This is a genomic window from Saccharopolyspora sp. CA-218241 (assembly GCF_050954615.1).
GTDB classification, from domain to species: Bacteria; Actinomycetota; Actinomycetes; order Mycobacteriales; family Pseudonocardiaceae; genus Saccharopolyspora; species Saccharopolyspora cebuensis.
The window spans coordinates 4,707,526-4,732,073 of record NZ_CP191860.1 but is presented as its reverse complement, the minus strand read 5'-3'; the positions used below and the strand labels follow the sequence as shown (position 1 = coordinate 4,732,073).

20 protein-coding genes are annotated in these 24,548 nt (G+C 74.2%); 14 read left to right on the top strand and 6 right to left on the bottom strand.

The genetic code is table 11. The features are described from left to right. Positions 1–18 precede the first annotated feature (18 nt). Positions 19–1,248 carry a cysteine desulfurase family protein gene (locus tag ACQP0T_RS22495; RefSeq protein ID WP_433869854.1) on the top strand — a complete coding sequence of 410 codons (1,230 nt, stop codon included), beginning with the start codon at positions 19–21 and terminating at the stop codon, positions 1,246–1,248. Between the two features lie 3 nt (positions 1,249–1,251). After that, positions 1,252–2,337, top strand: coding sequence for a tRNA 2-thiouridine(34) synthase MnmA (mnmA, locus tag ACQP0T_RS22490; protein ID WP_433869853.1), 1,086 nt, complete (start codon positions 1,252–1,254; stop codon positions 2,335–2,337). A gap of 13 nt (positions 2,338–2,350) precedes the next feature. Here the strand turns inward: mnmA and ACQP0T_RS22485 are convergent, their stop codons facing one another. Beyond that, positions 2,351–3,970: an ABC transporter transmembrane domain-containing protein gene (locus ACQP0T_RS22485; RefSeq protein ID WP_433869852.1), complete on the bottom strand. Its 1,620-nt coding sequence runs from the start codon at positions 3,968–3,970 to the stop codon at positions 2,351–2,353. A gap of 20 nt (positions 3,971–3,990) precedes the next feature. Continuing rightward, the gene (locus ACQP0T_RS22480) at positions 3,991–5,109 is read right to left on the bottom strand and encodes a DUF1611 domain-containing protein (protein ID WP_433869851.1); all 1,119 of its coding nucleotides are present in this window, start codon (positions 5,107–5,109) and stop codon (positions 3,991–3,993) included. Positions 5,110–5,291: 182 nt separating this feature from the next. Between ACQP0T_RS22480 and ACQP0T_RS22475 the strand changes: the two genes are divergently transcribed. The 7 genes from ACQP0T_RS22475 to ACQP0T_RS22445 all read left to right on the top strand — a co-directional run bounded on the left by ACQP0T_RS22475 (position 5,292) and on the right by ACQP0T_RS22445 (position 15,270). Beyond that, positions 5,292–6,332, top strand: a complete 1,041-nt coding sequence (locus ACQP0T_RS22475) for a methionine synthase (protein ID WP_433869850.1) — start codon at positions 5,292–5,294, stop codon at positions 6,330–6,332. A gap of 87 nt (positions 6,333–6,419) precedes the next feature. Further along, positions 6,420–6,821 carry a hypothetical protein gene (locus ACQP0T_RS22470; protein WP_433869849.1) on the top strand — a complete coding sequence of 134 codons (402 nt, stop codon included), beginning with the start codon at positions 6,420–6,422 and terminating at the stop codon, positions 6,819–6,821. Between the two features lie 4 nt (positions 6,822–6,825). Beyond that, positions 6,826–10,611 (top strand): caspase, EACC1-associated type, encoded by a 3,786-nt coding sequence (locus ACQP0T_RS22465; protein WP_433869848.1) that lies wholly within the window; start codon positions 6,826–6,828, stop codon positions 10,609–10,611. Between the two features lie 115 nt (positions 10,612–10,726). Next, positions 10,727–11,755, top strand: a complete 1,029-nt coding sequence (locus tag ACQP0T_RS22460; RefSeq protein WP_433869847.1) for a DUF6461 domain-containing protein — start codon at positions 10,727–10,729, stop codon at positions 11,753–11,755. 73 nt (positions 11,756–11,828) lie between these two features. After that, on the top strand, positions 11,829–12,473 hold the full coding sequence (locus tag ACQP0T_RS22455) for a hypothetical protein (protein ID WP_433869846.1): 645 nt from the start codon (positions 11,829–11,831) through the stop codon (positions 12,471–12,473). A gap of 62 nt (positions 12,474–12,535) precedes the next feature. Next, the gene (ligA, locus tag ACQP0T_RS22450; protein ID WP_433869845.1) at positions 12,536–14,746 is read left to right on the top strand and encodes an NAD-dependent DNA ligase LigA; all 2,211 of its coding nucleotides are present in this window, start codon (positions 12,536–12,538) and stop codon (positions 14,744–14,746) included. Positions 14,747–14,778: 32 nt separating this feature from the next. After that, entirely contained in the window at positions 14,779–15,270 is a 492-nt protein-coding gene (locus ACQP0T_RS22445) for a GNAT family N-acetyltransferase (RefSeq protein ID WP_433869844.1), read from the top strand. 589 nt (positions 15,271–15,859) lie between these two features. On the opposite strand, the gene ACQP0T_RS22440 is transcribed toward ACQP0T_RS22445, so the two are convergent. After that, positions 15,860–16,513 (bottom strand): amino acid-binding protein, encoded by a 654-nt coding sequence (locus tag ACQP0T_RS22440; protein WP_345367730.1) that lies wholly within the window; start codon positions 16,511–16,513, stop codon positions 15,860–15,862. Between the two features lie 269 nt (positions 16,514–16,782). Between ACQP0T_RS22440 and gatC the strand changes: the two genes are divergently transcribed. Genes gatC through gatB form a run of 4 tightly spaced genes read left to right on the top strand, consistent with a single transcriptional unit; the run spans position 16,783 to position 20,310 of the window. Beyond that, positions 16,783–17,082: an Asp-tRNA(Asn)/Glu-tRNA(Gln) amidotransferase subunit GatC gene (gene gatC, locus ACQP0T_RS22435; protein ID WP_345367731.1), complete on the top strand. Its 300-nt coding sequence runs from the start codon at positions 16,783–16,785 to the stop codon at positions 17,080–17,082. After that, positions 17,082–18,611, top strand: a complete 1,530-nt coding sequence (gene gatA / locus ACQP0T_RS22430) for an Asp-tRNA(Asn)/Glu-tRNA(Gln) amidotransferase subunit GatA (protein WP_433869843.1) — start codon at positions 17,082–17,084, stop codon at positions 18,609–18,611. Before gatC ends, gatA begins: the two co-directional genes overlap by 1 nt. Continuing rightward, complete coding sequence (locus ACQP0T_RS22425; protein ID WP_345367733.1) at positions 18,611–18,808, top strand: hypothetical protein; 198 nt, start codon at positions 18,611–18,613, stop codon at positions 18,806–18,808. Before gatA ends, ACQP0T_RS22425 begins: the two co-directional genes overlap by 1 nt. After that, the gene (gene gatB / locus ACQP0T_RS22420) at positions 18,805–20,310 is read left to right on the top strand and encodes an Asp-tRNA(Asn)/Glu-tRNA(Gln) amidotransferase subunit GatB (protein WP_433869842.1); all 1,506 of its coding nucleotides are present in this window, start codon (positions 18,805–18,807) and stop codon (positions 20,308–20,310) included. Before ACQP0T_RS22425 ends, gatB begins: the two co-directional genes overlap by 4 nt. A 99-nt stretch (positions 20,311–20,409) precedes the next feature. On the opposite strand, the gene ACQP0T_RS22415 is transcribed toward gatB, so the two are convergent. Both ACQP0T_RS22415 and ACQP0T_RS22410 read right to left on the bottom strand, forming a co-directional pair. After that, positions 20,410–21,801 (bottom strand): carboxylesterase/lipase family protein, encoded by a 1,392-nt coding sequence (locus ACQP0T_RS22415; protein WP_433869841.1) that lies wholly within the window; start codon positions 21,799–21,801, stop codon positions 20,410–20,412. 49 nt (positions 21,802–21,850) lie between these two features. After that, complete coding sequence (locus ACQP0T_RS22410; RefSeq protein WP_433869840.1) at positions 21,851–22,753, bottom strand: MBL fold metallo-hydrolase; 903 nt, start codon at positions 22,751–22,753, stop codon at positions 21,851–21,853. 126 nt (positions 22,754–22,879) lie between these two features. Between ACQP0T_RS22410 and ACQP0T_RS22405 the strand changes: the two genes are divergently transcribed. Further along, positions 22,880–23,749: a helix-turn-helix transcriptional regulator gene (locus ACQP0T_RS22405; protein ID WP_433869839.1), complete on the top strand. Its 870-nt coding sequence runs from the start codon at positions 22,880–22,882 to the stop codon at positions 23,747–23,749. Between the two features lie 8 nt (positions 23,750–23,757). On the opposite strand, the gene ACQP0T_RS22400 is transcribed toward ACQP0T_RS22405, so the two are convergent. Next, positions 23,758–24,513, bottom strand: coding sequence for an SDR family NAD(P)-dependent oxidoreductase (locus ACQP0T_RS22400; RefSeq protein WP_433869838.1), 756 nt, complete (start codon positions 24,511–24,513; stop codon positions 23,758–23,760). Between the last annotated feature and the right edge of the window lie 35 nt (positions 24,514–24,548).

The following is a 24,548-nucleotide window of genomic DNA, read 5'->3' as shown; positions in this document are numbered from 1 at the left end:
CATTACCCTGGACGTGCGATGACTTATCTTGACCACGCCGCCACGACCCCGATGCGGCCCGCGGCGGTCGACGCGATGAGCGAGGCGCTGGCCCGGTTGGGCAACGCCTCGTCCCTGCACACCTCGGGGCGGCGGGCCCGCCGGGCGGTCGAGGAATCGCGCGAGGACCTGGCCGACGCGCTGGGCGCCCGGCCCTCCGAGGTGCTGTTCACCGCGGGAGGGACGGAGAGCGACAACCTGGCGGTGAAGGGCATCTTCTGGGCGCGGCGCGCGGCCGATCCGGCGCGGCGCCGGATCCTCGCCTCGGCGGTGGAGCACCACGCGGTGCTCGACGCGGTGGAGTGGCTGGTCGAGCACGAGGGCGCCGAGGTGACGTGGCTGCCCGCCGACGCCCACGGCCGGGTGCGGGCCGAGGTGCTGGCCGAGGCGCTGGCCGCGCACTCCGCCGACGTGGCGCTGGTGACCTGCATGTGGGCCAACAACGAGGTCGGCACCGTCAACGCGATCAGCGAGCTGGCCGGGATCGCCGAGGAGCACGGGGTTCCGCTGCACACCGACGCGGTGCAGGCGGTGGAGTCGCTGCCGGTGGACTTCGCGGCCTCCGGGGTGTCCGCGTTGACGATGACCGGGCACAAGGTCGGCGGCCCCTACGGCGCCGGGGTGCTGCTGCTGGCCCGCGACGTGCCGTGCGCCCCGCTGCTGCACGGCGGCGGCCAGGAGCGGGAGGTTCGCTCCGGCACCCTCGACGTGCCCGGTGTGCTCGGGCTGGCGCGGGCGGTGCGCGAGGCCGTCGAGGCCCGGGAAGCGCACGCCCCGCAGCTCGCCGCGCTCCGCGACGAACTGGTCCGCGGCGTGCTCGCCGAGGTGCCCGACGCGGTGCTCAACGGCGATCCGGGGACCGGCCGCGTCGGCGCCGGACCGTCGCGGTTGCCGGGCAACGCGCACTTCACCTTCCCGGGGTGCGAGGGCGACAGCCTGCTGATGCTGCTGGACGCCAACGGGATCGAGTGCTCCACCGGTTCGGCCTGCACGGCGGGCGTCGCCGAACCGAGCCACGTGCTGCTGTCGATGGGAGCCGAGCCGGAGGCCGCGCGCGGATCGCTGCGGTTCTCCCTGGGGCACACCTCGACCGCGGCGGATGTCCGAGCGCTGACCGGGGCCATCGGCCCGGTGGTGCGACGAGCGCGCGACGCCGGCCTGGCCGGGTCGCGCCGGTCTTCGGCGTCCGCGGGCGCCAGGGAGGTGTGAGGCGTGCGAGTGCTGGCCGCGATGAGCGGTGGGGTGGACTCGGCGGTCGCCGCGGCCCGCGCGGTGGCGGCCGGGCACGAGGTCGTCGGCGTGCACCTGGCGCTGTCGGCCAAGCCGGGAACGCTGCGCACGGGCGCGCGGGGCTGCTGCACCGTGGAGGACTCGCGGGACGCGCGGCGGGCGGCGGACCTGCTCGGCATCCCGTTCTACGTGTGGGACTTCGCCGAGCGGTTCACCGAGGAGGTCATCGACACCTTCGTCGGCGAGTACGCCGCGGGCCGCACCCCGAACCCGTGCCTGACCTGCAACGAGAAGATCAAGTTCGAGGCGTTGCTGGACAAGGCGATCGCGTTGGGCTTCGACGCGGTGTGCACCGGCCACTACGCGCGGCTGGAGCTGGTCGACGGGGTGCCGGAGCTGCGCCGCAGCCGGGACGCCGACAAGGACCAGTCCTACGTGCTGGCCTCGCTGACCGCCGAGCAGCTCCGGCACTCGATGTTCCCGCTCGGCGACTCGCTGAAGTCCGAGGTGCGCGACGAGGCGGGGCGCCGCGATCTGGCGGTCGCCGAGAAGCCGGACAGCCACGACATCTGCTTCATCCCCGACGGCGACACCCGCTCCTTCCTGGAGGACCGGCTCGGCAGGTCCCCGGGCAAGCTGGTCGACGCCGAGAGCGGCGCCGTGCTCGGCGAGCACGCCGGGGTGCACGGGTTCACCGTGGGCCAGCGCAAGGGCCTGGGCATCGACGCCCCCGCCCCCGACGGCAGGCCGCGCTACGTGCTGTCGCTGGAGCCGGTGTCCGGCACGGTGGCGGTCGGCTCGGCCGAGCACCTGGCGGTCACCGAGGTCGACGCCCGCCGCCCGATCTGGCCGGGTCGTCCGCTGGCCGGGCCGACCGAGTGCGTGGCGCAGGTCCGGGCGCACGGCGGGCTCGCGGACGCGGTCGCCGAGGCCGACGACGACGGCATCCGGGTGCAGCTCCGCCAGCCGCTGCGCGGGGTGGCGCCGGGGCAGGCGATCGTGCTCTACCGGCCGGAGGAGCGCGGTGACCTGGTGCTGGGCAGCGGGCTGATCTCCGCGACGCGCTGACCGGGGGGCCACCTCACCGGCGCCCGAACCCGGCCAGCACGGCGCGGCCGGGAGCCGATCCCGCGTCGAGGTCCCAGACCTGGTGGTCCGGCACGATCGTGGCGGGCACGTCGGTGGCCAGGACCACGACCCCGGGGTAGTCCGCCAGCAGCCGTTCGAGCAGGGCGCGGCCGTCGGCGCCGAGCTGGTCGTCGATGTGGTCGAGCACCAGCAGCGGCGGTTCCTCGTGGAGCGCTCGGGCCAGCTGGAGGCGTGCGAGCTCGGGCAGCGACAGCGGTTCACCGCCCCGCCGCAGCTTCGTCCGCTCGCGATCGGGCAGGGCGGCCACGCGTTCCTCGAGCCCGACGTCGCGCAGCGCGGGCCAGACCGGGCGCTTCGAGTCCGGGGTGCGGTAGCGCACCGCCCTGGCGATGGTGCCGCGTTCGACGGCGAGCCCGCGCGCGGCGTACCCGACCTGGCTGCGCCGCTCCGTCGGGGACCGGTCGCCGAGGTCACGTCCGGCGACCCGCACCCACGCCTTGGCCCGGCCGTCGACGCCGGCCAGGAACCCGAGCACCGCGTCGACGCGTTCCGGGTCCTGGCTGCGCAGGACGACCCGGGCGCCCGGAGCGGCGATCAGCCCGGGTGCGTCGACGCGCCCGATGCGGAGTTCGGAGACGTGGATCTCGGACGGCGCGGTGCCGCGGTCGGCGCGGGAGGATCCCGAGCGCGGCCACCGGCGCTGCGCCGCTTCGGCGCCGGGGGCGAGCGCGGGCGAGAGGATCCGCCGCGCCGCCAGGTACGACTGGCGGTACTCCACGACCCGGCCGAGGTCGTGGGTCGGTGCGGCCAGCACGCCCACGACGGTGATCGCGGTGGCGATCGAGGCGTGGTCGATGCCGGCCCAGGAGCCGGCGGTGATGACGCAGAGGGTCGAGACCGCCGCGGTGGCCGCGCCGATGCCGCGCAGGTACCCGGCGACCTTCGAGCGGTGCACCGCGGCCGATCCGACGTTCGTGCTGAGCTGGTCGATCTTCTTGAGCTCCCGGTGGATCCCGCCGCCCGCGCGGATCGACGAGCCGGCGGCGACGGTGTCGCTGACGTGCGAGGCGAGCCGCCCGCGGGCCTTGCGCACCGCCCGGGCCCGGTTGAACGCCGGCCGGGCGAGGAGCGCGAGACCACCGCAGAGGACGAGGATCGGGGCGAGCACCGCCAGCGCCAGCATCGGGTGCATCACCGCCAGCACCACGACCACGCCGACGATCAGCGGGACGCCCCCGGCCAGGGGGGCGATGCCCCACGCCACCCAGTTCCGGATGGCCGAGAGGTCGTTGGTGGTGCGGGCGATGGTGGTCCCGAGGGAAGGCCCGCCCGCCCCGGCGAGGCTGGAGGCGACGAGTCCGGCCCGCATCTCGTGCACGTAGTCCTGGGCGAGCTTCTCGGCGAACACCCGCTCCAGGACCCGGACGAGCCCCACCCCCAGCGCGGCCAGCAGCAGGACGCCGAGCGCGGTCCACCGGTGGCCGGGGGCGTCGGCTTGCATCAGGCGCGGCATGGTGACCGCGGTGATCCCGGCCAGCGCCGCCTGCCCCGCCCCGGTGGAGACGAGCACGGCGAACATCGCCCGCCGGCCGCCGGTGAGGAGGTCCGGCATCGGCTCCGCGGCTGCCCGGCTCACAGCAGCGCCCGCGCCACGTCGGGGTCGGCGAGCTCGTAGGTGTTGACCACGGGGACGTCCAGCACTTCCCGCGTTTCGCGCACGGCCAGCGGTGCCGAGGTGACCACCCCGCTGACGGCCGAGACGTGGAGTTCGTGGCGGCGCAGCAGCTCCACCCCGGCGACGGCGCCGAGCGCCCCGGACGAGGCGAACACGACCTGGTCGACGTGCCGGGCGAAGACCGGGTCGGCCAGCAACCGCTTGGTCTCGCCCTGGTACAGGCCGTCGGCGATCTCGACGACGATGACGTCGGTCCCCGGCACCGACAGTTCCTCGATGAGCGACACGAAGATCGATCGGACCCGGTCGTGGTCGAGCCGGAAGGTGGTGGCGTAGCCGAAGTCGGTGAAGTCGAGGACCTCCGCCGCTCCCGCGTCGAGGAAGCCGTGCGGGTCGCTCCCGGCGCCGGTACCGGTCGCCTTGCCCGCGCTGACCCGCAGCCCGGACTGCGCCAGCCCCCGGATGAGGAAGTTGACCGTGGTCGACTTGCCCGCGTTCATCGAGGTGCCGAGCACGCCGATGACCCGGGGACGACCTCCGGTCGCGGGCCCGCGGCCACCGGTGCGGCGCGGCGCCGACCGCTGGAGGGTGACGATGCCTTCCGCGTCGGCGAGCAGGCCCACCGGGCGCACCACCGTCGGATCGTCGACGTCGTCGTGCTTGGCGGTCACGAACCCGGCCAGGCCGCCCGCGGCGACGAGGTGGAGGGGGCGCAGGTCGCCGGGCACCTCGGCCTCGAACTGGTCGGGGGCGTAGCGGTGCCCGTAGGCGATCAGCACCTCGTCGCCGGGGAACAGGGTCTGGCGCCGGCTCACCGGGCTCTCCAGCTTCGTGTGCAGCCCGATCTCGTCGACGCGGGCGAGCACCACATCGCCCGGCTGCGGGACCACGCCCGGTCCGCTGAGCAGCGCGTAGCCGGAAGGGTCGTCGTCGATGCGGGCGGCGAGATGTCGGGTGGTGTACGCCTTCTTCGCCCGGTTCAGCCGAACGGGGTCGAGATCGTCCCGCCGGGGGAGTGCGTCGACCTCGCGGACCGGGCCCGGTCCGGTCTGCTGGGCGGTGGCGACGGGCATCATGACGTTCCTTCTTCCCTCGAACGAGTGGCGGAGCTTCGACGGGGACGAAGTTAGGGAGACCGGGTGAGAGCACCGTGGGGCCAGGATGAAGGGATCTTCAGCCGGGTATCGCCCACGTCACACGCGGCCGTGCTCCGGGTGCGCCGCTGACGCCCCGGCCGTCCGCGGCGGATAATGGAGCCATGCCAGAGCAACTGCGCGGTTCCGACATCACCATTGCGCCCGGGGTGGCCACGGCCATCGGTTCGATGCCGGGGTCGGACCCGGTGGAGGCGGCGCGCACCGTCGTCGGCGAGCTGCCCGAGCTGATGCCGTTCCCCGAGCTGCCGGGCCGGGGCGTGGGTGCCGACATCATCGGTCGCACCGCGGCGATGCTGGTCGACCTCGCCGTCGAACTGGTGCCCTCCGGCTACCGGGTCGCGGGCAAGACCGGTCGCGACCACCGGCGGGGGCAGGACCTGCTGCGCTGGGACCTGGACGCGGTGGAGCAGGCCGTCGGCGAGGCCGGGGCGCCGCGCGCGGTGAAGGTGCAGGCGGCCGGTCCGTGGACGCTGGCCGCCGAGGTCGAGCTGGCCCGCGGCCACCGGGTGCTCACCGATCCGGGTGCGCTGGCCGACTTCACCGAATCGCTGGTCGAGGGCCTGCGCGGGCACGTCGAGGCGGTCGCCGCCCGCACCGGGGCGCCGGTGGTGGTGCAGCTCGACGAGCCGGTGCTGCCCGCGGTGCTGGCCGGTCGGCTGCCCACGCCCTCGGACTACGGCACCGTGCCCGCGGTCCCCGAACCGGAGGCGCAGCGGCTGCTGGCCGGGGTGATCGAGCGGCTCGGGGCGCCGGTGGTCGTGCACTGCTGCGCCGGTCGGCCGCCGGTGGCGCTGCTGCGCCGCGCCGGGGTCGCCGCGATCGCGCTGGACGCCACCGGACTGGGCGAGGTCACCGGGGCGCTGGCCGACGAGCTCGGCGAGACCTGGCAGGAACGGGTGCCGCTGCTGCTCGGGCTGGTGCCCGGCACCCCGGCCACCGACGCACCGGTCGGACCGGGCAGGCTCGCCGAACCCGCCTTCGCGCTCGCCGCCCGCCTCGGCTTCGCCCGCCGCGCCCTCGCCGAGCTCGCCGTGCCCACACCGACCTGCGGACTCGCCGGAGCCGACCCGGCGTGGGCCCGCCGCGCGATCGCGCTCAGCCGCGACCTGGCGGGCGTCTTCGCCGAGCACGCGGAGAGCTGAGCCCGGTCCGCTGCTGAACCGGCCCCGGGCCGGGTGATCACTGGGTTACCGTGAGCGAGCACGCTCGCGGCTCCGGAGGGAACCCAGATGGCCCGGCTCATGGTGACTTTCGCCCTGCAGGACGACGACCCGCAGCGCCGGGAGGAGGCGACGCAACGGCTGCTCGGTGAGCTGCGCGACCTCGCGGTGCTGCGGGTGGACCGGGTGCGCGGTGCCGTCGAGGAGGGCGCCAAGGCCGGTGCCGCCCTGGAGATCGGGCAGCTCGTGCTCAGCGGGGTGTTCTCCACCGCGGCCCTCACCGCGGCGACGAAGGTGCTGGTGGCCCGGTTGCAGCGGGAAGGCGCGCGCCAGGTCGTCCTCGGTGAGGGCGAGAACCGGATCGAGATCACCGGGTTGTCCGGCAAGGACCAGAGCGCCGTGGTGCACGCCATCACGGCGGCCCTGGCCTCCTCGGGGGCGATCGACGAGGGCGAGCCCGCGGAGAGGTGATCGCGTGCGCCTGGCCTTGCTGATCGCCACCTCGATGTACGCCGATCCGGGCCTGCGCGCGCTGCGCGCCCCGGCCGACGAGGCGGAGGAGCTCCGCCAGGTGCTGCTCGCGCAGGGCGACTTCGACCAGGTCGAGGTGCTGCGCAACGAATCCCGGAGCCAGCTCGAACGCGCGGTGGACGACGTGTTCCGCAACGCGGGCCCCGGCGACCTGGTGCTGCTCTACCTGAGCTGCCACGGCCTCAAGGACGACCGGGGCAACCTGGTGTTCGCCGCCTGCAACACCGAGCTGGACCGGCCCGATTCCACCGCGCTGACCGCGTCGTTCGTCCGGGAGCGGGTGCACGCCTCGCAGGCCTCCACCAAGGTGCTGCTGCTGGACTGCTGCTACAGCGGCGCGTTCTCGCTGAGCGGCGCCAAGTCCTCGGCGCTGGTCGACCACGCCCAGCTCACCGGGCGCGGCACCTTCCTGCTCACCGCGACCAGCGCCCTGGAGTACGCCTACGAGGACGACCGGCTCACCGACAACGCGGCGATCGCCTCCTCGCTGTTCACCGACGCTCTGCTGGAGGGCATCCGCACCGGTGCGGCCGACGCGGACGGCGACGGGCTGATCACCGGGGAGGAGCTCTACCTGTACGTGGCCGCGAAGCTGGCCGGGCGCCAGAGCCCGCAGCGCACCAACGACGGCTACGGCACCTTCTACGTCGCGCGGACCGGTGGGACGGTCCCGGCGCCGCCCTCGACCGCCGACCTGCCGGAGGTCTCCCTTGGCGAGCTGCTCGGCGACCCGCTGCGGCGCCCGGACGAGCCGCTGGGGCGCACCGTGGAGCCGGTCGTCGGCGTGCGCGGCGCGGCCGGGGAACCCTTCACCGTCGACTTCGCCGCGCACAACCTCGCCGTGCTCGGCCCGAGCGGCTCCGGCAAGAGCCGGTTCCTGCGCACCGTCCTGCTCGGACTGGCGGCGGGCGCCGACCCGTCCGAGGTCCGGATCAGCTGCGTGGACTCGGAAAGCCGGTTCGGCGCGTTCGCCCGGCTCGACCACGTCGACGCGGTCGTCGGACCGGACGAGCACGAGGCGATCGGTCGGGTGGTGGCCGCCGCCGGGCGGACCCTGGCGGCGCGGCGGGCGCTGTTCCGCGAGCGGGACTTCGACTCGGTCCGCGACTTCCGCGCCGCCCGGCGCAACGGTGAGCTCGACGACGCGCACCCCGACCTGTTCCTCGTCCTCGACCGCTGGGAACCCTTCGCCGACCACAACCCCGACCTGGTGCGCGAGGTCGTCATGCTCGCCCGCGACGGGCTCCAGTTCGGGCTGCACGTGGTGGCCACGGCGCGGCGGGACTCGGACCTGCCGCCGCGGGTGCACAGCCAGCTCACCGGTCGGATCGAGCTGGGCGAGGGCCTGGCGCGCTCGCACACCGGACCGTTCCGCCCCGCCCTGCCCCGGCTCGGGCGCTACAGCGGGCGGATCGCCGAGGACGTCGCCTCGGTGGAGGAGTACGGCCAGCGGCCGGTTCCCCGGACGATCGGCCCGGCGGGCCTGCGCGACCTCGGCCTGCTCCGCGATCCGGCGGCGGAACCGGCCCGCCCGCCGCTGCGGGTCCCGCTCGGCGTGGACCGGTCCGGTCGCCCCGTCGTGCTCGACCTCCGCGCCGGGGCAGGGGCCGGACCGCACGGACTCGTCGTGGGACGGCCGGGAGCGCGGGTCGCCCAGACGGTGCGCGCGGTGGTGACGCTGCTCGCGCTAGCCCATTCCCCGGACGAGCTGTCCTTGGCCCTGCTCGGCAGCGCCAAGCGGATCGAGCTGCGGGGTCTGATCGATCTGCCGCACGGCGTGCTGGACCGGTCGGTACCGCTGCCCACCGGACTCGACCGCGTGCAGCGCGAGATCTACCGGCGGCGCGGGGCGGAACCGGGTTCCTGGTCGCCCTTGGTCGTCACCATCAACCTGGAATTCCCGCACTTCTCCGCGCCTCGGCTGATGGACAAGATCCTCGCGGTGATGCGCAGCGGTGGGGAGGTGGACGTCCACGTGCTCCTGCACGGCTACGAGCTCGGACCTGAGCAACCGGACGAACTGCTGGACCTGTGCGGTTTCCGCATCGTGCACCGGACCACCGCGCAGGCCGAGTCCTGGCGCTTGCTCGGCAGCGGTGCCGCGGCGGAGGCCACCGACGTTCAAGGGCTCGGGTGGCTCAAGAGGGCGGACGACCCGCCGGTCCGGTTCCAGGGCTGGGAGCGGCACACCGAGTTCGCCGAGGAACTGCGCGCGCTCGATGACGCCTCGACGCGGGCCGTGGTGCTCGCCGATCCGCTGGACGGGTCGATCACCCTCGCCGACGTCCTGGGCGAGCCGTCGTCCGACCCGGTGCGCGGGGCGTCCACCGCCGCGCCCGGCGCGGATCGGGTGCCGGTGGGAACCGTGGACGACTTCGAGAGCGCGACGACCGCGCCGCTCACGCTCCCGGTGGGGCGCAACCTCCTCATCAGCGGGCCGCCGCGGTCCGGCCGCTCCTCCGCAGCGCGGACCGCGGTGCTGGCGCTGGCGCTGAGCCGGACGCCCGAGGAGCTGGTGTTCTACTTCCTCGGCCGGGGCGACGGCTTCTCCTGCGGGGACGTGCTCGCCGCGCTACCGCACGTGGCGGGGACGGCGTCGTTCGGCAGCGCAGAGGCCGAGGCGGCGGTCATGATCCGCGAGGTCACCGCGGTCCTGGGTGCGCGCGAAGCGGGCGAGGGCGGCCCGGCGCCGCTGCTCTACCTGGTGGTCGAGCCGTGGCACGCGATGCTGGACCGGTTCGGCGACCTCGCGGCCGAGATCGAGCGGATCGCCGAGCGCGGCGCGAGGTTCGGGGTCCACGTCATCGCGGTGGTGGAGCCCGGAGGAGGGGGACCGGACCTACCAACCCGCTGGGAGCTGAGCCGGGAGACGCCTGGTACCGGGGTCCTCGGGGGTTCCCGGTTCCGGTTGGCGCTGCCGTGGTTCGAGGACGCGGGGCCCGAGCCGAGTGCGGCCTTGGCCCGGCGGATCGCGGCGGCCTGGCCCGGTCTCCCCGCGAGGGCGTCCGCAGCGGTGACCGCGCCCCCGGTGGTCCCGTACTCGGCGGGCAGCGGGACCGGCTTGCGGATCGGTTGGCTGGAGCGCGAAGGTGCCTGGCTGGACGTGGACCTCGACGAGACCGCGCACCTGCTCTGCGTCGGCTCCCGCAGTTCGGGGACCGGCTCGCTGCTGCGGGTCGTCCACCGCGAGGTCGAACGCCTCCACCCGGGGAGCCGGGTCGTGGTCCTGGATCCGCGCCGGGAGCTGTTGGGCGAGTTCCCCGCGTGGATGAGCTACCTGGCGGTGCCCAGCGGGTTCCGCGCGGCGGTCGAGCCGCTGCTGGCCGAACTCGGCAGGCGCTCGCGCGGCGGGCGGTGGGACCGGCGGGTGTTCCTCCTGGTCGCCGACGCCGAGCTGATCGCCCCGGAGGTGCTCGACGGGCTGGTCGACCACCTCGCCGAGGGCGCGCGGATCGGGTTCCACCTCGTGCTGACCCACAACTCGGTCAACCAGGCGGGGGCCTTGCGCTCCGGGGTCGCGGCCGCGCTGCGCGACGCCGGGTGCACGGCGGTGGTGCTCAACGGCGACCCCCGGGACGGGGAGCTGTGGCCGGGGTGGTGGCCACCGCGCAACCGCCCGGTCGCGGGCGGGCGCTGCGGCCCGGCCGCGAGCCGGAAGTGGTCCGGTTGTCGTGGCCGGACGCCGGTGCGCCGGACCCGGGTGAGCAGCGCGCCCCGGCCTCCGACCTGACGCCGCTCGGCTGGGCCGCGACGCCGCCGGTCACCGGGCACCCGGGCGGCCGAACCGCTGACGGGATTTCGTGAACGGTCGGTGGCCGCGGCGTGCTGCTGGTAGGAAGAAGTCCGTGGTACAGGACTCCGGGCAGGACGAGGTGGAGCGCGCCGGGTGGCTGCGGCGGAGCACGCTGCACGAGGCGGCGTGCCTGACGCTGGTGCGCGGTGCGGACGTCGAACGGGTCGCCGCCGGGTTCGGGGCGGTCGCCGACCTGGCGCGTCCGCTGGACATCGACGAGTTCTGCGAGGAGTCCTTCGCCCAGCAGGAGCGGTACCCGATGATCGCGGTGCGCCCGCTCGGCGACTGGCTGCTGGTGGTCGAGGACGGCGGGTCCCAGGGGCGGCGCCCGGAGGTGCTGCGCCGGATCACCCGGGGCACCCGCGGGGTGTCGCTGTTCTGGGACGCCGCGGCCGTCACCCGCTTCTCCAGCGCCGCCGCCGGCGAGCTGCGGACCACGTTCGAGGCGGTGCTGCCGGAGATCCGGGAGGGCGCCGCGCCCGACGAGCTGGAGGGCGCGCGGGCCGGGCTGCCGTGGTCGCGGGCGGAACCGGTGTCGCTGATGCTCGCGCTGGCGGGCCGGGTCACCGGGATCGAACCGACGCGGGAGTGGCTGGCCGGTGAGTTCCGGACCTTCCCGGTCGCCCCGTGGCCCGACGACCTGGCCTCGCTGCCCGCCCCGCCGTCGGAGATCACCGGCTACCCGCCCGAGCTGGCGCCGCTGCTGCGGGCCGCCGGACCGGCCGAGCGGCGCAGCGCCGCGCTGGCGGTGGCCCGGCACGTGCTCGGCTCGGTGGGCTTCCTGTGCCATCCCGTCGTGGACCAAGTGCTCGCCGCGATGCGCGGCCGCCGCGGGGTGGACCACGCGCGGCTCAACGAGACCGTCCGGGAGTGGAGCTGGCGCAGCGTCTTCAACCGGCCGCGCGGCAGCGCCGTGCGCAACGAGCTGCACGCGCTGGAGGTGCTGCGCCGCGCCGCGCACGACGACCCGCTGACGGCGGTGCTGGCCGCGCTCGCCGAGGCCCGCCGGGTGCGCGGGATCGATCCGGCCGAGCTGGCCCACGTCGCCTCCGCCGCGCTGGACGCGTCCTGCCGGTCCTGACCCGTCCCGCCGGTCCGTTGCGTTCGGTGCCGAACCGGCCCCGCCGCGCGGACCAGACCGGCACAATGGGGCCATGCTGAAGTTCTTCCGCCGCCGCTCGGCGCCCGAGTCCGAACCGGCCGACGCCGACGCGCTCGCGCGGGAGTTCTGGCAGCGCTGGGACGCGATGCTGCCCGAGATCGCCGCGGCGCTGGGCGACGAGTCCCCGCAGCGGGTCGAGGCGCTGGTCGCCGACGCGGTCGCCGCGCTGCACCCGCGGCTGACCTTCGGCATCGAGCGCGGCGAGCAGGCCGTCTACGCCCTGGTGGTGAGCGGGCAGGCCGACCCGGAGCTGCGCCGCTTCACCGACGCCTGGAAGGCCACCGCGCCCGCGCCCGGACCGCTGTGGGAGTACCACGACTCGGTGCCCGCGGTGCCCGACCCCACCGAGGTCACCGTCAACCTGCGCGGTGAGCGCTACCCCCTGGCGGAGGTCCGGGTGGTGGCGCAGGTCGACGAGGCGGAGGGCTTGGTGGACGTCGCGGTGTACCACCCCGGCTTCGCCGCCCTGGACGACGACGTGAAGCGGGCGCTGACCTTCCTGCCGCTGGATGCCGCCCTCGGCGAACGGCTGGCCGCCGACCGGCTCGGCCGGGTGGAGACCGCCGACCGGGAGCCGCAGGGCGCGATCGGCCTGCTGGAGCTGCGCGAGCTGGTCCGCGAGCTCGATCGCGGCTGAGCTCGCGCCGCGACGGCGAGGCGCTGCGTGCCGTTGTCGGGGCGGCTCGTTAACCTCGGCACGTGACCAGCGAAGACCCGCGCCGCGCAGACCTCGACGGCCCCGACCTCGACGGCGCAGACCTCGACGGCGCAGACCTCGACGGCGCCGGCGAGCTGCCCGGCGATCCCGCCGCGGGCGGTGCGGCGGAAGGGGCCGAGGACGTTCCCGCTGACGTGCGGGAACGCTATTCCGCACTGGTCGAGGAGGTGCGCGGGCACCAGTTCCGCTACTACGTGCTCGACGCCCCGACGATCTCCGACGGCGAGTTCGACGAGCTGTTCGGCGAGCTCCAGCGGATCGAGGAGCAGCGCCCGGCGCTGCGCCTGGCCGACTCGCCCACGCAGGTGGTCGGCGGCACGTTCTCCACCGAGTTCACCGCCGTGGGGCACCTGGAGCGGATGCTCAGCCTGGACAACGCCTTCGACACCGACGAGCTGCGCGCCTGGGTCGAGCGGGTGGAGCGCGAGGTCGGCGGTCAGGTCCACCACCTCTGCGAGCTCAAGATCGACGGGCTGGCGATCAACCTGCTCTACCGGGACGGGCGGCTGGAGCGGGCCCTGACCCGGGGTGACGGCCGCACCGGCGAAGACGTGACGCTCAACGTGCGCACCATGGCCGACGTACCGGAGCGGCTCACCGGCACCGACGAGTACCCGGTGCCCGCCCTGGTGGAAGTCCGCGGCGAGGTGTTCTTCCGCGTCGAGGAGTTCGCCGAGCTCAACGCGAAGCTGGTCGAGGCGGGCAAGCCGCCGTTCGCCAACCCGCGCAACGCCGCCGCTGGCTCGCTGCGGCAGAAGGACCCGCGGATCACCCGCACCCGCCCGCTGCGGCTGATCTGCCACGGGCTCGGCAAGCGGGAGGGTTTCGAACCGGCCCGCCAGTCCGAGTCCTACGCGGCGCTGCGCGCTTGGGGGCTGCCGGTGTCCGAGCACACCGTCGTGCTGACCACCGAGGACGAGCTGGTCGAGCACATCCGGTACTGGGGCGAGCACCGCGACTCCGCCGCGCACGAGATCGACGGCGTGGTGATCAAGGTCGACGAGGTGCCGTTGCAGCGCAGGCTGGGCACCACCTCGCGGGCCCCGCGCTGGGCGATCGCCTACAAGTACCCGCCGGAGCAGGCGACCACGACGCTGCAGGAAATCCGGGTCAACGTGGGGCGCACCGGGCGGGTGACCCCGTACGCGGTGATGGAGCCGGTCAAGGTCGCCGGGTCCACGGTGTCGATGGCCACCCTGCACAACGCCGATGAGGTGCGCCGCAAGGGCGTGCTGATCGGCGACCGGGTGGTGATCCGCAAGGCGGGCGACGTGATCCCCGAGGTGCTCGGCCCGGTGGCGGACGTGCGCACCGGTGAGGAGACCGAGTTCCAGATGCCCACCCTGTGCCCGGAGTGTGGGACGGAGCTGCGCCAGCAGAAGGAGGGCGACGTCGACATCCGCTGCCCGAACAGCCGGTCCTGCCCGGCGCAGCTCCGGGAGCGGTTGTTCCACCTCGCCGGGCGCGGCGGCTTCGACATCGAGGTGATGGGCTACGAGGCGGCGGCGGCGCTGCTGGACTCCGGGGTGCTCACCGACGAGGGCGACGTGTTCGACCTCGACGAGGACGCCCTGCTGCGCACCCCGCTGTTCCGCACCAAGGACGGCGCCCTGTCGGCCAACGGCGCGAAGCTGCTGCGGAACCTGGAGTCGGCGAAGAACCAGCCGCTGTGGCGGGTGCTGGTGGCGCTGTCGATCCGGCACGTGGGGCCGACCGCCGCGCAGGCGCTGGCCCGCGAGTTCGGGTCGCTGGACCGCATCGAGCAGGCGACCGAGGAGGAACTGGCCGCCACCGACGGGGTCGGCCCGACGATCGCGACGGCCGTGGTCGAGTGGTTCGAGGTGGACTGGCACCGCGAGGTCGTGCGCAAGTGGCGCGCGGCGGGCGTGCGGATGGCCGACGAACGCGACGAATCCGTCCCGCGCACCCTCGAAGGTCTGTCCATCGTGGTCACCGGGACGCTGACGACCTACTCCCGGGACGAGGCCAAGGAACTGATCATGGAACGCGGTGGCCGCGCGGCCGGTTCGGTGTCGAAGAAGACGGCGTTCGTGGTGGTCGGGGACTCGCCCGGGTCGAAGTACGACAAGGCGATGCAGCTCAAGGTGCCGGTCCTCGACGAGGACGGGTTCACCGCGCTGCTCCAGCAGGGCCCCGAGGCCGCCGCCGAGCGCGCGCTGCCCGCGGAATGAGCACCGCACCCCGAGTGGCAGCATCCGGTGGCATGACGACGATCCGCGCTGCCCGGGCGGCCGACTTCGAGGCCATCGGCGAGCTCTGCGTCCGCGCCTACGCCGAGGCGGGCAACCTCCCGGCCGACGACATCGACTACGCCACCGAGCTGCGCAACGCCGCCGACCGCGCGGCGAAGGCGGAGCTGCTGGTGGCGGTGGACGACGACATGGTGCTCGGCACGGTCACCGTGGCCCGGCCCGGCGGCGTGTACGCCGAGATCGCCCGGCCCGGCGAGGTCGAGTTCCGGATGCTCGCGGTGGCCCCCGAAGCAGCCGGGCGCGGCATCGGCGCCGCCCTCGTCGGCGCGGTGCTCGATCGGGCCCGCCAGGAGGACGCGAAGCAGGTCGTGCTCTGCGTCTCGGAGGTCGCCACCGCCGCCCAGCGCCTCTACCGGCGACTGGGCTTCGAGCCGATGCCGGAGAGGGATTGGATTCCAGTACCAAACTTCCGCCTCACCGCTCACCGTCTTTTGCTGTTCTGAACTCGCCTTGCGGAGCGGTGCGGGTGGCGGAACCTCAGCGGCCTTCTCGTCGGGAAGGTGTTGTGGTCCATTTAGCGCGCGGTGCGGGTGGCGGAACCTCAGCGGCCTTCTCGCTCCGGGCGCCCTTCCTGATGTACAACCACGTACACGGCGTCAGGGCGTCCTCGCGAGAAGGCCGCTGAGAACCCGCGGCGGTGCGAGCTGCGAGGGTGGGGCAAGGCGGAAGCGGCTTCGCCGCTTGCCCGGCGGTGGCCGGGTGGTGTTGCGCGCCGCGGGGCTTCTTGCTCGTCGTGCTGGTGGGTTTTGCTGGGTGAGGGGCACCCTTGTCCGAGTTAGGAACGCTTTCAGAATGATCTGGGTGGCGGAACCTCAGCGGTCTTCTCGCTCCGGGAGCCGTTCCTGATGTACCCACTTCGTACACGGCGTCACGGCTGTCCTCGCGAGAAGACCGCTGAGCGGTCACGTCCGAGCACGGGCCGCGGTGCAAGCTGACGGCCACACCGCATGCGGCTCCGCCGCATTCTGAAAGAACCCCTTACTTGGGCAAGGGTGTCCCTCACTCCTGTTCCGAACGGGTGAGCTGCGGTCGTCAGTTGTCCAGGACGACGGCGACGATTCCTGCGAGGTGGGAGAGCCGGGCGAGCTCGGCGGTGCGGAACAGCGGTCCGCCCGGTCGTCCGGCCAGCAGCACCCGGTCGGGCTTGCCGATCGGGGTGGCGGCGAGTTCGGTGCCGAGCTCCTGCCACGTCCCGGGCACCCACTCGGCGTCGCTGTCCAGGATGGTGCCGCGGTCCAGCGGCAGCCACGGCAGCTCCAGGTAGCCCTCCTGCGGGGCGGAGGTGCTGGCGGCGAGCTGCTCGGCGCCGCCGGAGCGGTGCCCGAACACCATCGCCCAGCCCGACCGGATGATCCGCGGCACGCCTTCGGCGAAGATCTGCAGCCCGTTGCCCGGGTCGGCGGCGATCTCCTCGACCAGCTCCAGCTCGCGGTGGGTGTCCAGCACGCCGGAGTAGGGCCGGACCGCGTCCACCTCGACGCCCTCGATCGATTCGGCCGCCGTGATCAGCACGTCCGGCAGCCGACCGGAGGGCAGCTCCACCACCAGGTCGTCGATGGCCACCCCGCCGCCGCGCTCCACCACGTCGACGCTGAGGATGTCGGCGCCGATCTCGCCGAGAGCGCTGGCGACCGAGCCGAGGGTGCCCGGCTGGTCCGGTATCTGCACCCGAACGAGGAAGGACACCGGACTCAACGCCTCCAGCTTCGTGCGCGGCACCTCGCCGGCCGCGCGGCTCCACGACCGCGCTGGTCCGGCGGCCGGGGTTGGCGCTGGAATTGTGGCAGATCCGGGGCCGCTGTGGTGATCCCGGCGTCCACGCAGTGGAATGACCTGCGCTTTCCGGGACCCCGGCGACCCCGCCCGGCCCGGCGCGCCCCCCGGACCCCACCGGGCGGGTTCACCATAGACTTCACGGGTACCCGTGAACCGCACATGACCAGGGAGCCTTCGCAGTGTCCAAGATCTCCCGCGACGAGGTCGCGCACCTCGCAGGGCTGGCGAGGCTGGCCGTCACCGAGGCCGAGCTCGACACCTTCGCAGGCCAGCTCGACGTGATCCTGGAATCGGTGGCCAGGGTCGGGGAGGTCGCCGCGGACGACATCCCGCCGACGTCCCACGCGGTGCCGGTGACCAACGTCTTCCGCGACGACGAGGTCCGGCCCGGCCTGAGCCGCGAGCAGGCGCTCTCCGGAGCCCCCGCGGCCGAGGAGGACCGGTTCCGCGTGCCGCGGATCCTGAGCGAGGAGGCCTGATGACGCAGACCGTATCCGGTGACGACCCGACCGGGCTGAGCGCGTCCGAGCTGGCCGACCGGTTGCAGGCGGGTGAGCTGACCTCCGTCGAGGTGACCCGCGCGCACCTGGACCGCATCGACGCGGTGGACACCGCCGTGAACGCCTTCCTGCACGTCGACGTCGAGGGCGCCCTGGAGGCCGCCCGCCGCGCCGACGCGGACCGGGCCGCGGGCACCCCCGCGTCGCCGCTGGCCGGGGTGCCGGTGGCCGTCAAGGACGTGCTGACCACCAGCGACATGCCCACCACCTGCGGCTCCAAGATGCTGGAGGGCTGGGTCCCGCCGTACGACGCGACGGTGACCCGGCGGCTCCGCGAGGCCGGCATGGTGCTGCTGGGCAAGACGAACATGGACGAGTTCGCGATGGGCTCGTCGACCGAGAACTCCGCGTACGGGCCGACCCGCAACCCGTGGGACCTGGACCGGATCCCGGGCGGTTCCGGTGGTGGCTCGGCCGCCGCGCTCGCCGCCTTCGAGGCCCCGCTGTCGATCGGCACCGACACCGGCGGCTCGATCCGCCAGCCGGGCGCGGTCACCGGCACCGTCGGCGTCAAGCCGACCTACGGCGGGGTGTCCCGCTACGGTCTGGTGGCTTTCTCCTCCTCGCTGGACCAGGCCGGTCCGTGCGCCCGCACGGTGCTGGACGCGGCGCTGCTGCACGAGGTGATGGCCGGGTCGGACCCGATGGATTCCACCTCGATCGACGCGCCGGTGCCGCCGGTGGTCGCCGCCGCCCGGGACGGGGCCGCCGGTGACCTCGCCGGGGTCCGCGTCGGCGTCGTCCGGGAACTCTCCGGCGAGGGCTACCAGCCCGGCGTGCAGCGGGCGTTCGACGCCGCGGTGCAGCAGCTCACCGCGCTGGGCGCCGAGGTCGTCGAGGTGTCCTGCCCGCACTTCGACTACGCGCTGGGCGCCTACTACCTGATCGCGCCGAGCGAGTGCTCGTCGAACCTGGCCCGCTTCGACGCGATGCGCTACGGCCTGCGGATCGGCGACGACGGTTCGCGCAGCGCCGAGGAGGTCATGTCGCTGACCCGGGAGTCCGGTTTCGGCCCCGAGGTCAAGCGGCGGATCATGCTCGGCACCTACGCGCTGTCCTCCGGCTACTACGACGCCTACTACGGGCAGGCGCAGAAGGTGCGCACGCTGATCACCCGGGACTTCGGCGCCGCCTTCGAGCAGGTCGACGTGCTCGTCTCGCCGACCACGCCGACCACCGCGTTCCCGATCGGCGACCGGGTCGACGATCCGCTGGCGATGTACCGTGCGGACCTGTGCACCATCCCGTCGAACCTGGCGGGCAACGCGGCCATGAGCCTGCCCTGCGGCCTCTCCGACGAGGACGGCCTCCCGGTCGGGTTGCAGATCATGGCTCCGCCGATGGCCGACGACCGGCTCTACCGGGTCGGGGCGGCCTACGAGGCCGCGCGCGACGCCGCCCTGGGCGGCGCACTGATCAACAGCGTTCCGCAGTTGGAGGTGGCGTGATGAACCCGAAGATCAAGGCGGCGTTCCAGCTCGCATCCGTGCTCTCCGCGGCGTTCGGCCTGCGGGCGAGCCTCCGCGACGCCCGGGCCAAGAACGACAAGCTGGCGATGGCGGACGTGCTGATCACCGCGGCGGGCCTGGTCACCGGCACCGCGCTGGCGGTCCGCACGCTGCGGCGCAAGGAGGACGACGAGTGACCGCGGTGGCGGAGATCATGGACTACGAGCAGGTCCTGGAGCGGTACGACCCGGTCCTGGGCCTGGAGGTCCACGTGGAGCTGTCCACGCGGACCAAGATGTTCTGCGGCTGCGCGAACGCCTTCGGCGCCGAGCCCAACACCCAGGTGTGCCCGGTGTGCCTGGGAATGCCCGGCGCGCTGCCCGTGGTCAACGGCAAGGCCGTGGAGGCCGCGATCCGGATCGGCCTCGCGTTGAACTGCCAGGTCGCGGAGTGGTGCCGGTTCGCCCGGAAGAACTACTTCTACCCGGACATGCCGAAGAACTTCCAGACCTCGCAGTACGACGAGCCGATCGTGTTCGACGGCCACCTCGACGTGGTGCTCGACGACGGCGAGCTGTTCCGGGTCGAGATCGAGCGCGCCCACATGGAGGAGGACACCGGCAAGTCGCTGCACGTCGGCGGCGCCACCGGCCGGATCCACGGGGCCGAGCACTCGTTGCTGGACTACAACCGCGCCGGGGTGCCGCTGATCGAGATCGTCACCAAGCCGATCACCGGCGCGGGGGAGCGGGCGCCCGAGGTGGCCCGCGCCTACGTCACCGCGCTGCGCGATCTGCTGCGGGCGCTGGACGTCTCCGACGTGCGGATGGACCAGGGCTCCCTGCGCTGCGACGCGAACGTGTCGCTGATGCCCAAGGACATCGCGGAGTTCGGCACCCGCACCGAGACCAAGAACGTGAACTCGCTGCGCAGCGTGGAGCGCGCGGTCCGCTACGAGATGCAGCGGCACGCCGCGGTGCTCGCCTCCGGCGGCTCGATCCGGCAGGAGACCCGGCACTTCGACGAGGCGAGCGGCGGCACCTCGGCGGGACGTCCGAAGGAGACCTCCGAGGACTACCGCTACTTCCCGGAGCCGGACCTGGTGCCGATCACACCGTCCCGCGAGTGGGTCGCCGAGCTGGCGGGCACCTTGCCGGAGCTGCCGTGGGAGCGCCGCAAGCGGGCCAAGGACGAATGGGGGCTGTCCGACGAGGAGCTGCGCGACCTGGTCAACTCCGGTGCGCTGGAGCTCGTCGCGGAGACTGTCGAGGCCGGGGCGCCGTCCGGCGACGCCCGGTCCTGGTGGGTCGCCTACCTGTCCCAGCAGGCCAACACCCGCGGCATCGAGCTGACCGAGCTGGCGATCACGCCCGCGCAGGTGGCGCGGGTGATCGCGCTGGTCGCCGCCGGCGAGCTGACCAACAAGCTGGCCCGGCAGGTCGTCGACGGCGTGCTGGCCGGGGAGGGCGAGCCGGACGAGGTCGTCGCGGCGCGCGGGCTGGCCGTGGTCTCGGACGACTCGGCGCTGCAGGCGGCGATCGACGAGGCGCTGGCCGCCCAGCCCGACGTCGCGGACAAGATCCGGGGCGGCAAGGTCCAGGCGGCGGGCGCAATCGTCGGCGCGGTCATGAAGGCCACCAAGGGCCAGGCCGACGCCAAGCGGGTCCGCGAACTCGTCCTCGCCGCCTGCGGCCAGTAGCCACCGCGCCCGTTCACCCGCAAGGGACGTGAGTGAGGGGCACCCTTGTCCAAGTTTCTCGGACAAGGGTGCCCCTCACTCCGCGTTGGCCAGGGATGATCAGGTGGTGAAGCGGGCGGGGTCGGAGGCGGCCCAGCCGGGGTTGCCGGTGCGGGCGAAGTCCACCCAGGCGCCGTGCAGGCGGGTGGCCAGTTCGGCCGGCGGGGCGGGGCGGCCGAGCAGCCCGTGGGGACCGCGCAGCGCGGGGACGTGCAGGTTGTCGAACGCGAACGGCAGCTCCACCGCGTGCGCCGCGCCGAGCGAGCCGTCCAGCGCGGGGGAGCGCCAGGCGAACTCGTAGCGGTGCGTCGGTCGTCCCCGTGCGGCGTGGGCGTCGGCGAGGCGGCGGCTGCCGGTCCGGAACAGCGCGTCGCCCAGGATCGCCGAGCGCAGCCCGCCCTCGGTCGCCGCCGGGTGCTCGGCCCGGAGCCGCGCCACGAGGGCGGCCGGGTCGGCGGTCACCCGGGCGGCGGTGTCGTGCACGTCCTGGGCGGTCGAGGTGGTGAGCTCGCCCTGCGGCGCGAGGTAGAGGTTGCCCTCCTCGGCGTTGGTGCCGACGAGGAGCGCGACGTCGGCGGTCGCGCCTTCGGCGGGCTGGCGGTCGAGCACGAGGCTGAACGGGCTGAGCCCGACCAGCGGGTCGAACCGGGTCGCGGTGCGCAGGTCGAGGCCGCCGAGCTCCGGTGCGATCTCGACGAGGCGCCCGTCCGGTACCCCGGCGAAGTCGGCCGGGCCGATGCCGAGGGCGTCGGCCGCCGCTCGGGTCACCCGCGCCGCCTGCTCCGGGGAGAACGCGCCGAGCCCGCTGCCGCTCTGCACGATGGCGCGCTGGAACAGCCCCGCCGCCTCGGGGGCGGCGAGCACCCCGGCCGCGATGGTCGCCCCGGCGGACTGGCCGGCGAGGGTGACGGTGCCGGGATCACCGCCGAACGCCGCGATGTTCTCCCGCACCCAGCGCAGCCCGGCCACCACGTCGAGCAGCCCCCGGTTGGGCGGTGCGCCGGGCACGTCGAGGAACCCGGGGATGCCCAGCCGGTACTGGAGGGTGACGAGGACGACGCCGTCGCGGGCGAAGGCCGTCCCGTCGTAGAGCGGGGTCCGGGCTGATCCGGCGACGAACCCGCCGCCGTGCACGAAGACCAGCACCGGCTTGCGGTGCGCGTTCGGCGGGGTCCACACGTCGGCGGTCAGGTAGTCCGCGCCGGGAACCCATCCCGCGCCGAAGTAGGGCGACATGTCCAGCGCCCCGAAGTCGCGGCGCGGTTGGGGTGCGGTCGGGCCGGGCGCCGTCGCGTCGCGGACGCCGGACCACGGGGCGTGCGGGGCCGGCGGGGCGAACCGGGCCGCCCCGGTGGGCGGTGCGGCGTAGGGGATGCCGTGGAAGACGTGCGCGGTGCCGCCGGCGCGGCCCCGGACGGCCCCGGCGGTGGTGGTGACGATCGGGTCGGACACCCGGTCCTCCTTCGGGTTCGCGGGAAATCGGCGCTCGGTGCGGGCCTGGTCAGAGGCGGGAGAAGGGCGCCCAGCCCTTGATGGCGAACGAGTCGCCCTCGCGGATCACCTCCGCGCCGCCGTGCCCGCCGAGGTGCGCGGGCAGGACCAGCGCCCCCGCGTCGGCGGCCCAGCCGAGCAGCTGCCGCCGGGTGGCCCGGGACCGCGCCGGGTCCTCGCAGAAGCAGCTGTTGGTGTCGGGTTCGACGAACTGCAGCGGGGTGTGCAGCAGGTCGCCCGCGAACAGCGCGCGGTCGGTGCCCGATTCGAGCACCACCACCGACGAACCGGGGGTGTGGCCGGGCGCGGGTTCCAGCCGCAGGTTCGCGTCGATCCGGTGGCCGTCCTCCCACAGCTCGGTGAGCCCGGCCTCGTGCACCGGGGCGACGCTGTCCTCGAACACGTTCTGGTTGCCGTGCCCGACGGCCGGGGTGCGCCCGTTCGCGGGGTTCCAGAACTCGAAGTCGGCCCGGGGCAGGAGGTAGGTGGCGTTGGGGAAGGTCGGCACCCACGTGCGGCCGTCGAGCCGGGTGTTCCAGCCGACGTGGTCCACGTGCAGGTGGGTGTTGATGACCAGGTCGACGTCCTCCGGCCGGACCCCGGCCGCGGCGAGGCGGCCGAGGTAGTCCGTGTCCAGCCGGCTCCACACCGGGGCGTGCGGGCGTTCCTTGTGGTTGCCCGCGCCGGTGTCGACGAGGATCGTCCGGCCCTCGCTGCGCAGCAGCCACGTCTGGGCGGCGGCGACGACGGTCCCGGTGGCCGGGTCGAGGAAGTCCGGTGCGAGCCAGTGCTCGCCGTCCCGCCAGGACTCCGCCGGGCTCTCCGGGAAGAAGGTGCCCGGTGCCATTCCGACCGAGCCGTAGTACTCCACGATCCGGGTGATCGTGACGTCTCCCAAGACGATCTCGTGCATGTCCGCTCCTCGCTGGTATCGCTGCGGACCAGCGTGCGGTGGCGGATCCGGGCGGGACCAGACCCGCCCGCGCCTATCCCTGGCGGGGCCAGGCTCGGCGGCCGGTCGCCGCGCATACTCGGGAGCATGGCGACTGGATTGGGTGAGTTCCTCAGGGCTCGGCGGGCGGGGCTGCGCCCCGAGGACGTCGGGCTGCCCGAGTTCCCCGGGCGGCGGCGCGTGGCCGGGCTGCGGCGGGAGGAGCTCGCCCAGCTCGCCGGGGTGAGCGCGTCCTACTACACGCGCTTGGAGCAAGGTCAGTCGAGCAACGCCTCCGGCGCCGTCCTGGACGCCCTCGCCGGAGCGCTGCGGCTCGACGAGCACGAGCGCGACCACCTGCGCGAGCTCGCCCACCGGCGCCCCCGGCCGCAGCGCCGCCCGGCTCCGGAGCGGGTCGACCGCACGACCCGGGAGCTGATGCGTTCCTTCGACGCCGCGCCCGCGCTGCTCGTCGGGCGGCGCACCGATGTGCTGGCCTGGAACGCGCTCGGGCACGCGCTGCTGGCCGGGCACGTCGACCGCACCGCGCCGGACCGGCCCGCCGACCGGCCGAACCTGGCCCGGATGCTGTTCCTCGACCCGCATACCCGCGAGCTCTACGCCGACTGGAAGCGCAAGGCCCGCTCCCTGGTCGGTACCCTGCGGCTCGCCGCCGGTCGGCACCCCGAGGACGCCCTGCTGGCCGCCCTGATCGGGGAGCTGTCCATGCGCAGCCCCGAGTTCGTGGCGATGTGGGGCGACCACCGGGTCAAGCCGTGCCAGGCCGACGAGTTCGAGCTGCGGCACCCGCTGGTGGGCGCGCTCACCGTCACCAAGCAGGCCCTCGTGGTGGGCCGTTCCCCGGAGCAGTCCCTGATCGTGGCGACCACGGCGGAGGGCTCCAGCTCCGAGCACACCTTGGACCTGCTCGCCCGGACGACCGCCGAACCGATCGAGGCACCCGCGCCCGCCCGGTGACGTCCCCGTCAGCGGGCCAGGTAGCCGCCGTCCACGTGGAGTTCCGAGCCGGTGATGAAAGAGGCGTCGTCGGAGGCCAGGAAGGCGATGGCGGCGGCGATCTCCTCGGGGCGGCCGAGGCGGCCCAGCGGGGTCACCGCGACCAGCGGTCGGCGCTGCTCGGTGGCGTCCGGGTCGCCTAGGATCGGGGTGTCGACGAAGCCGGGGTGCACGGAGTTGACCCGCACGCCCGACTCCGCCCAGTCCAGCGCCACGTTCTTGGTCAGGGTCCGCACGGCGCCCTTCGCGGCGTGGTAAGCGGGGCTGCCGCCGAGGCCGCCGCTGACCCCGTAGATCGAGCTCACGTTGATCACCGAGCCGTGGCCGGACGCCTTGAGCGCCGCCGAGGCGGTCTTCATGCCGAGGAACATCCCGGTCTGGGTCACCGCGATGACCCGTTCGTAGCTCTCGGCGGTGCTGTCCTCGATGCTGCCCCGATCGCCGATCCCCGCGTTGTTGACCAGCACGTCCAGCCGTCCCCACGTGGCGAGCACGGCCTCGATCGCGGCGGTCCAGGCGGCTTCGCCGGTGACGTCGTGGTGGACGAACACCGCCCGTCCGCCCCGTTCCCGGACCTCGGCGACGACCTCGGCGCCCGCCTCGTCCTGGACGTCGGTGACCGCGACGGCCGCGCCCTCGTCGGCCAGCCGCAGCGCGGTGGCCCGGCCGATCCCGCTCGCCGCACCGGTGACCAGCGCCACCCGGTCGCTCAGCCTCGCCGCCATGTCCCGCTCCCTCCGTCGACTCACCCGATCGTGGC

Bases quoted from the DNA above. Each gene is read 5' to 3' on its own strand.
- ACQP0T_RS22405 (WP_433869839.1), top strand. From the start codon at position 22,880: ATGGCGACTGGATTGGGTGAGTTCCTCAGGGCTCGGCGGGCGGGGCTG.
- ACQP0T_RS22445 (WP_433869844.1), top strand. From the start codon at position 14,779: ATGACGACGATCCGCGCTGCCCGGGCGGCCGACTTCGAGGCCATCGGC.
- ACQP0T_RS22410 (WP_433869840.1), bottom strand. From the start codon at position 22,753: ATGCACGAGATCGTCTTGGGAGACGTCACGATCACCCGGATCGTGGAG.
- ACQP0T_RS22470 (WP_433869849.1), top strand. From the start codon at position 6,420: ATGGCCCGGCTCATGGTGACTTTCGCCCTGCAGGACGACGACCCGCAG.
- ACQP0T_RS22425 (WP_345367733.1), top strand. From the start codon at position 18,611: ATGAACCCGAAGATCAAGGCGGCGTTCCAGCTCGCATCCGTGCTCTCC.
- ACQP0T_RS22475 (WP_433869850.1), top strand. From the start codon at position 5,292: ATGCCAGAGCAACTGCGCGGTTCCGACATCACCATTGCGCCCGGGGTG.
- gatA (WP_433869843.1), top strand. From the start codon at position 17,082: ATGACGCAGACCGTATCCGGTGACGACCCGACCGGGCTGAGCGCGTCC.
- ACQP0T_RS22400 (WP_433869838.1), bottom strand. From the start codon at position 24,513: ATGGCGGCGAGGCTGAGCGACCGGGTGGCGCTGGTCACCGGTGCGGCG.
- ACQP0T_RS22480 (WP_433869851.1), bottom strand. From the start codon at position 5,109: ATGATGCCCGTCGCCACCGCCCAGCAGACCGGACCGGGCCCGGTCCGC.
- ACQP0T_RS22495 (WP_433869854.1), top strand. From the start codon at position 19: ATGACTTATCTTGACCACGCCGCCACGACCCCGATGCGGCCCGCGGCG.
- ACQP0T_RS22455 (WP_433869846.1), top strand. From the start codon at position 11,829: ATGCTGAAGTTCTTCCGCCGCCGCTCGGCGCCCGAGTCCGAACCGGCC.
- ACQP0T_RS22485 (WP_433869852.1), bottom strand. From the start codon at position 3,970: ATGCCGGACCTCCTCACCGGCGGCCGGCGGGCGATGTTCGCCGTGCTC.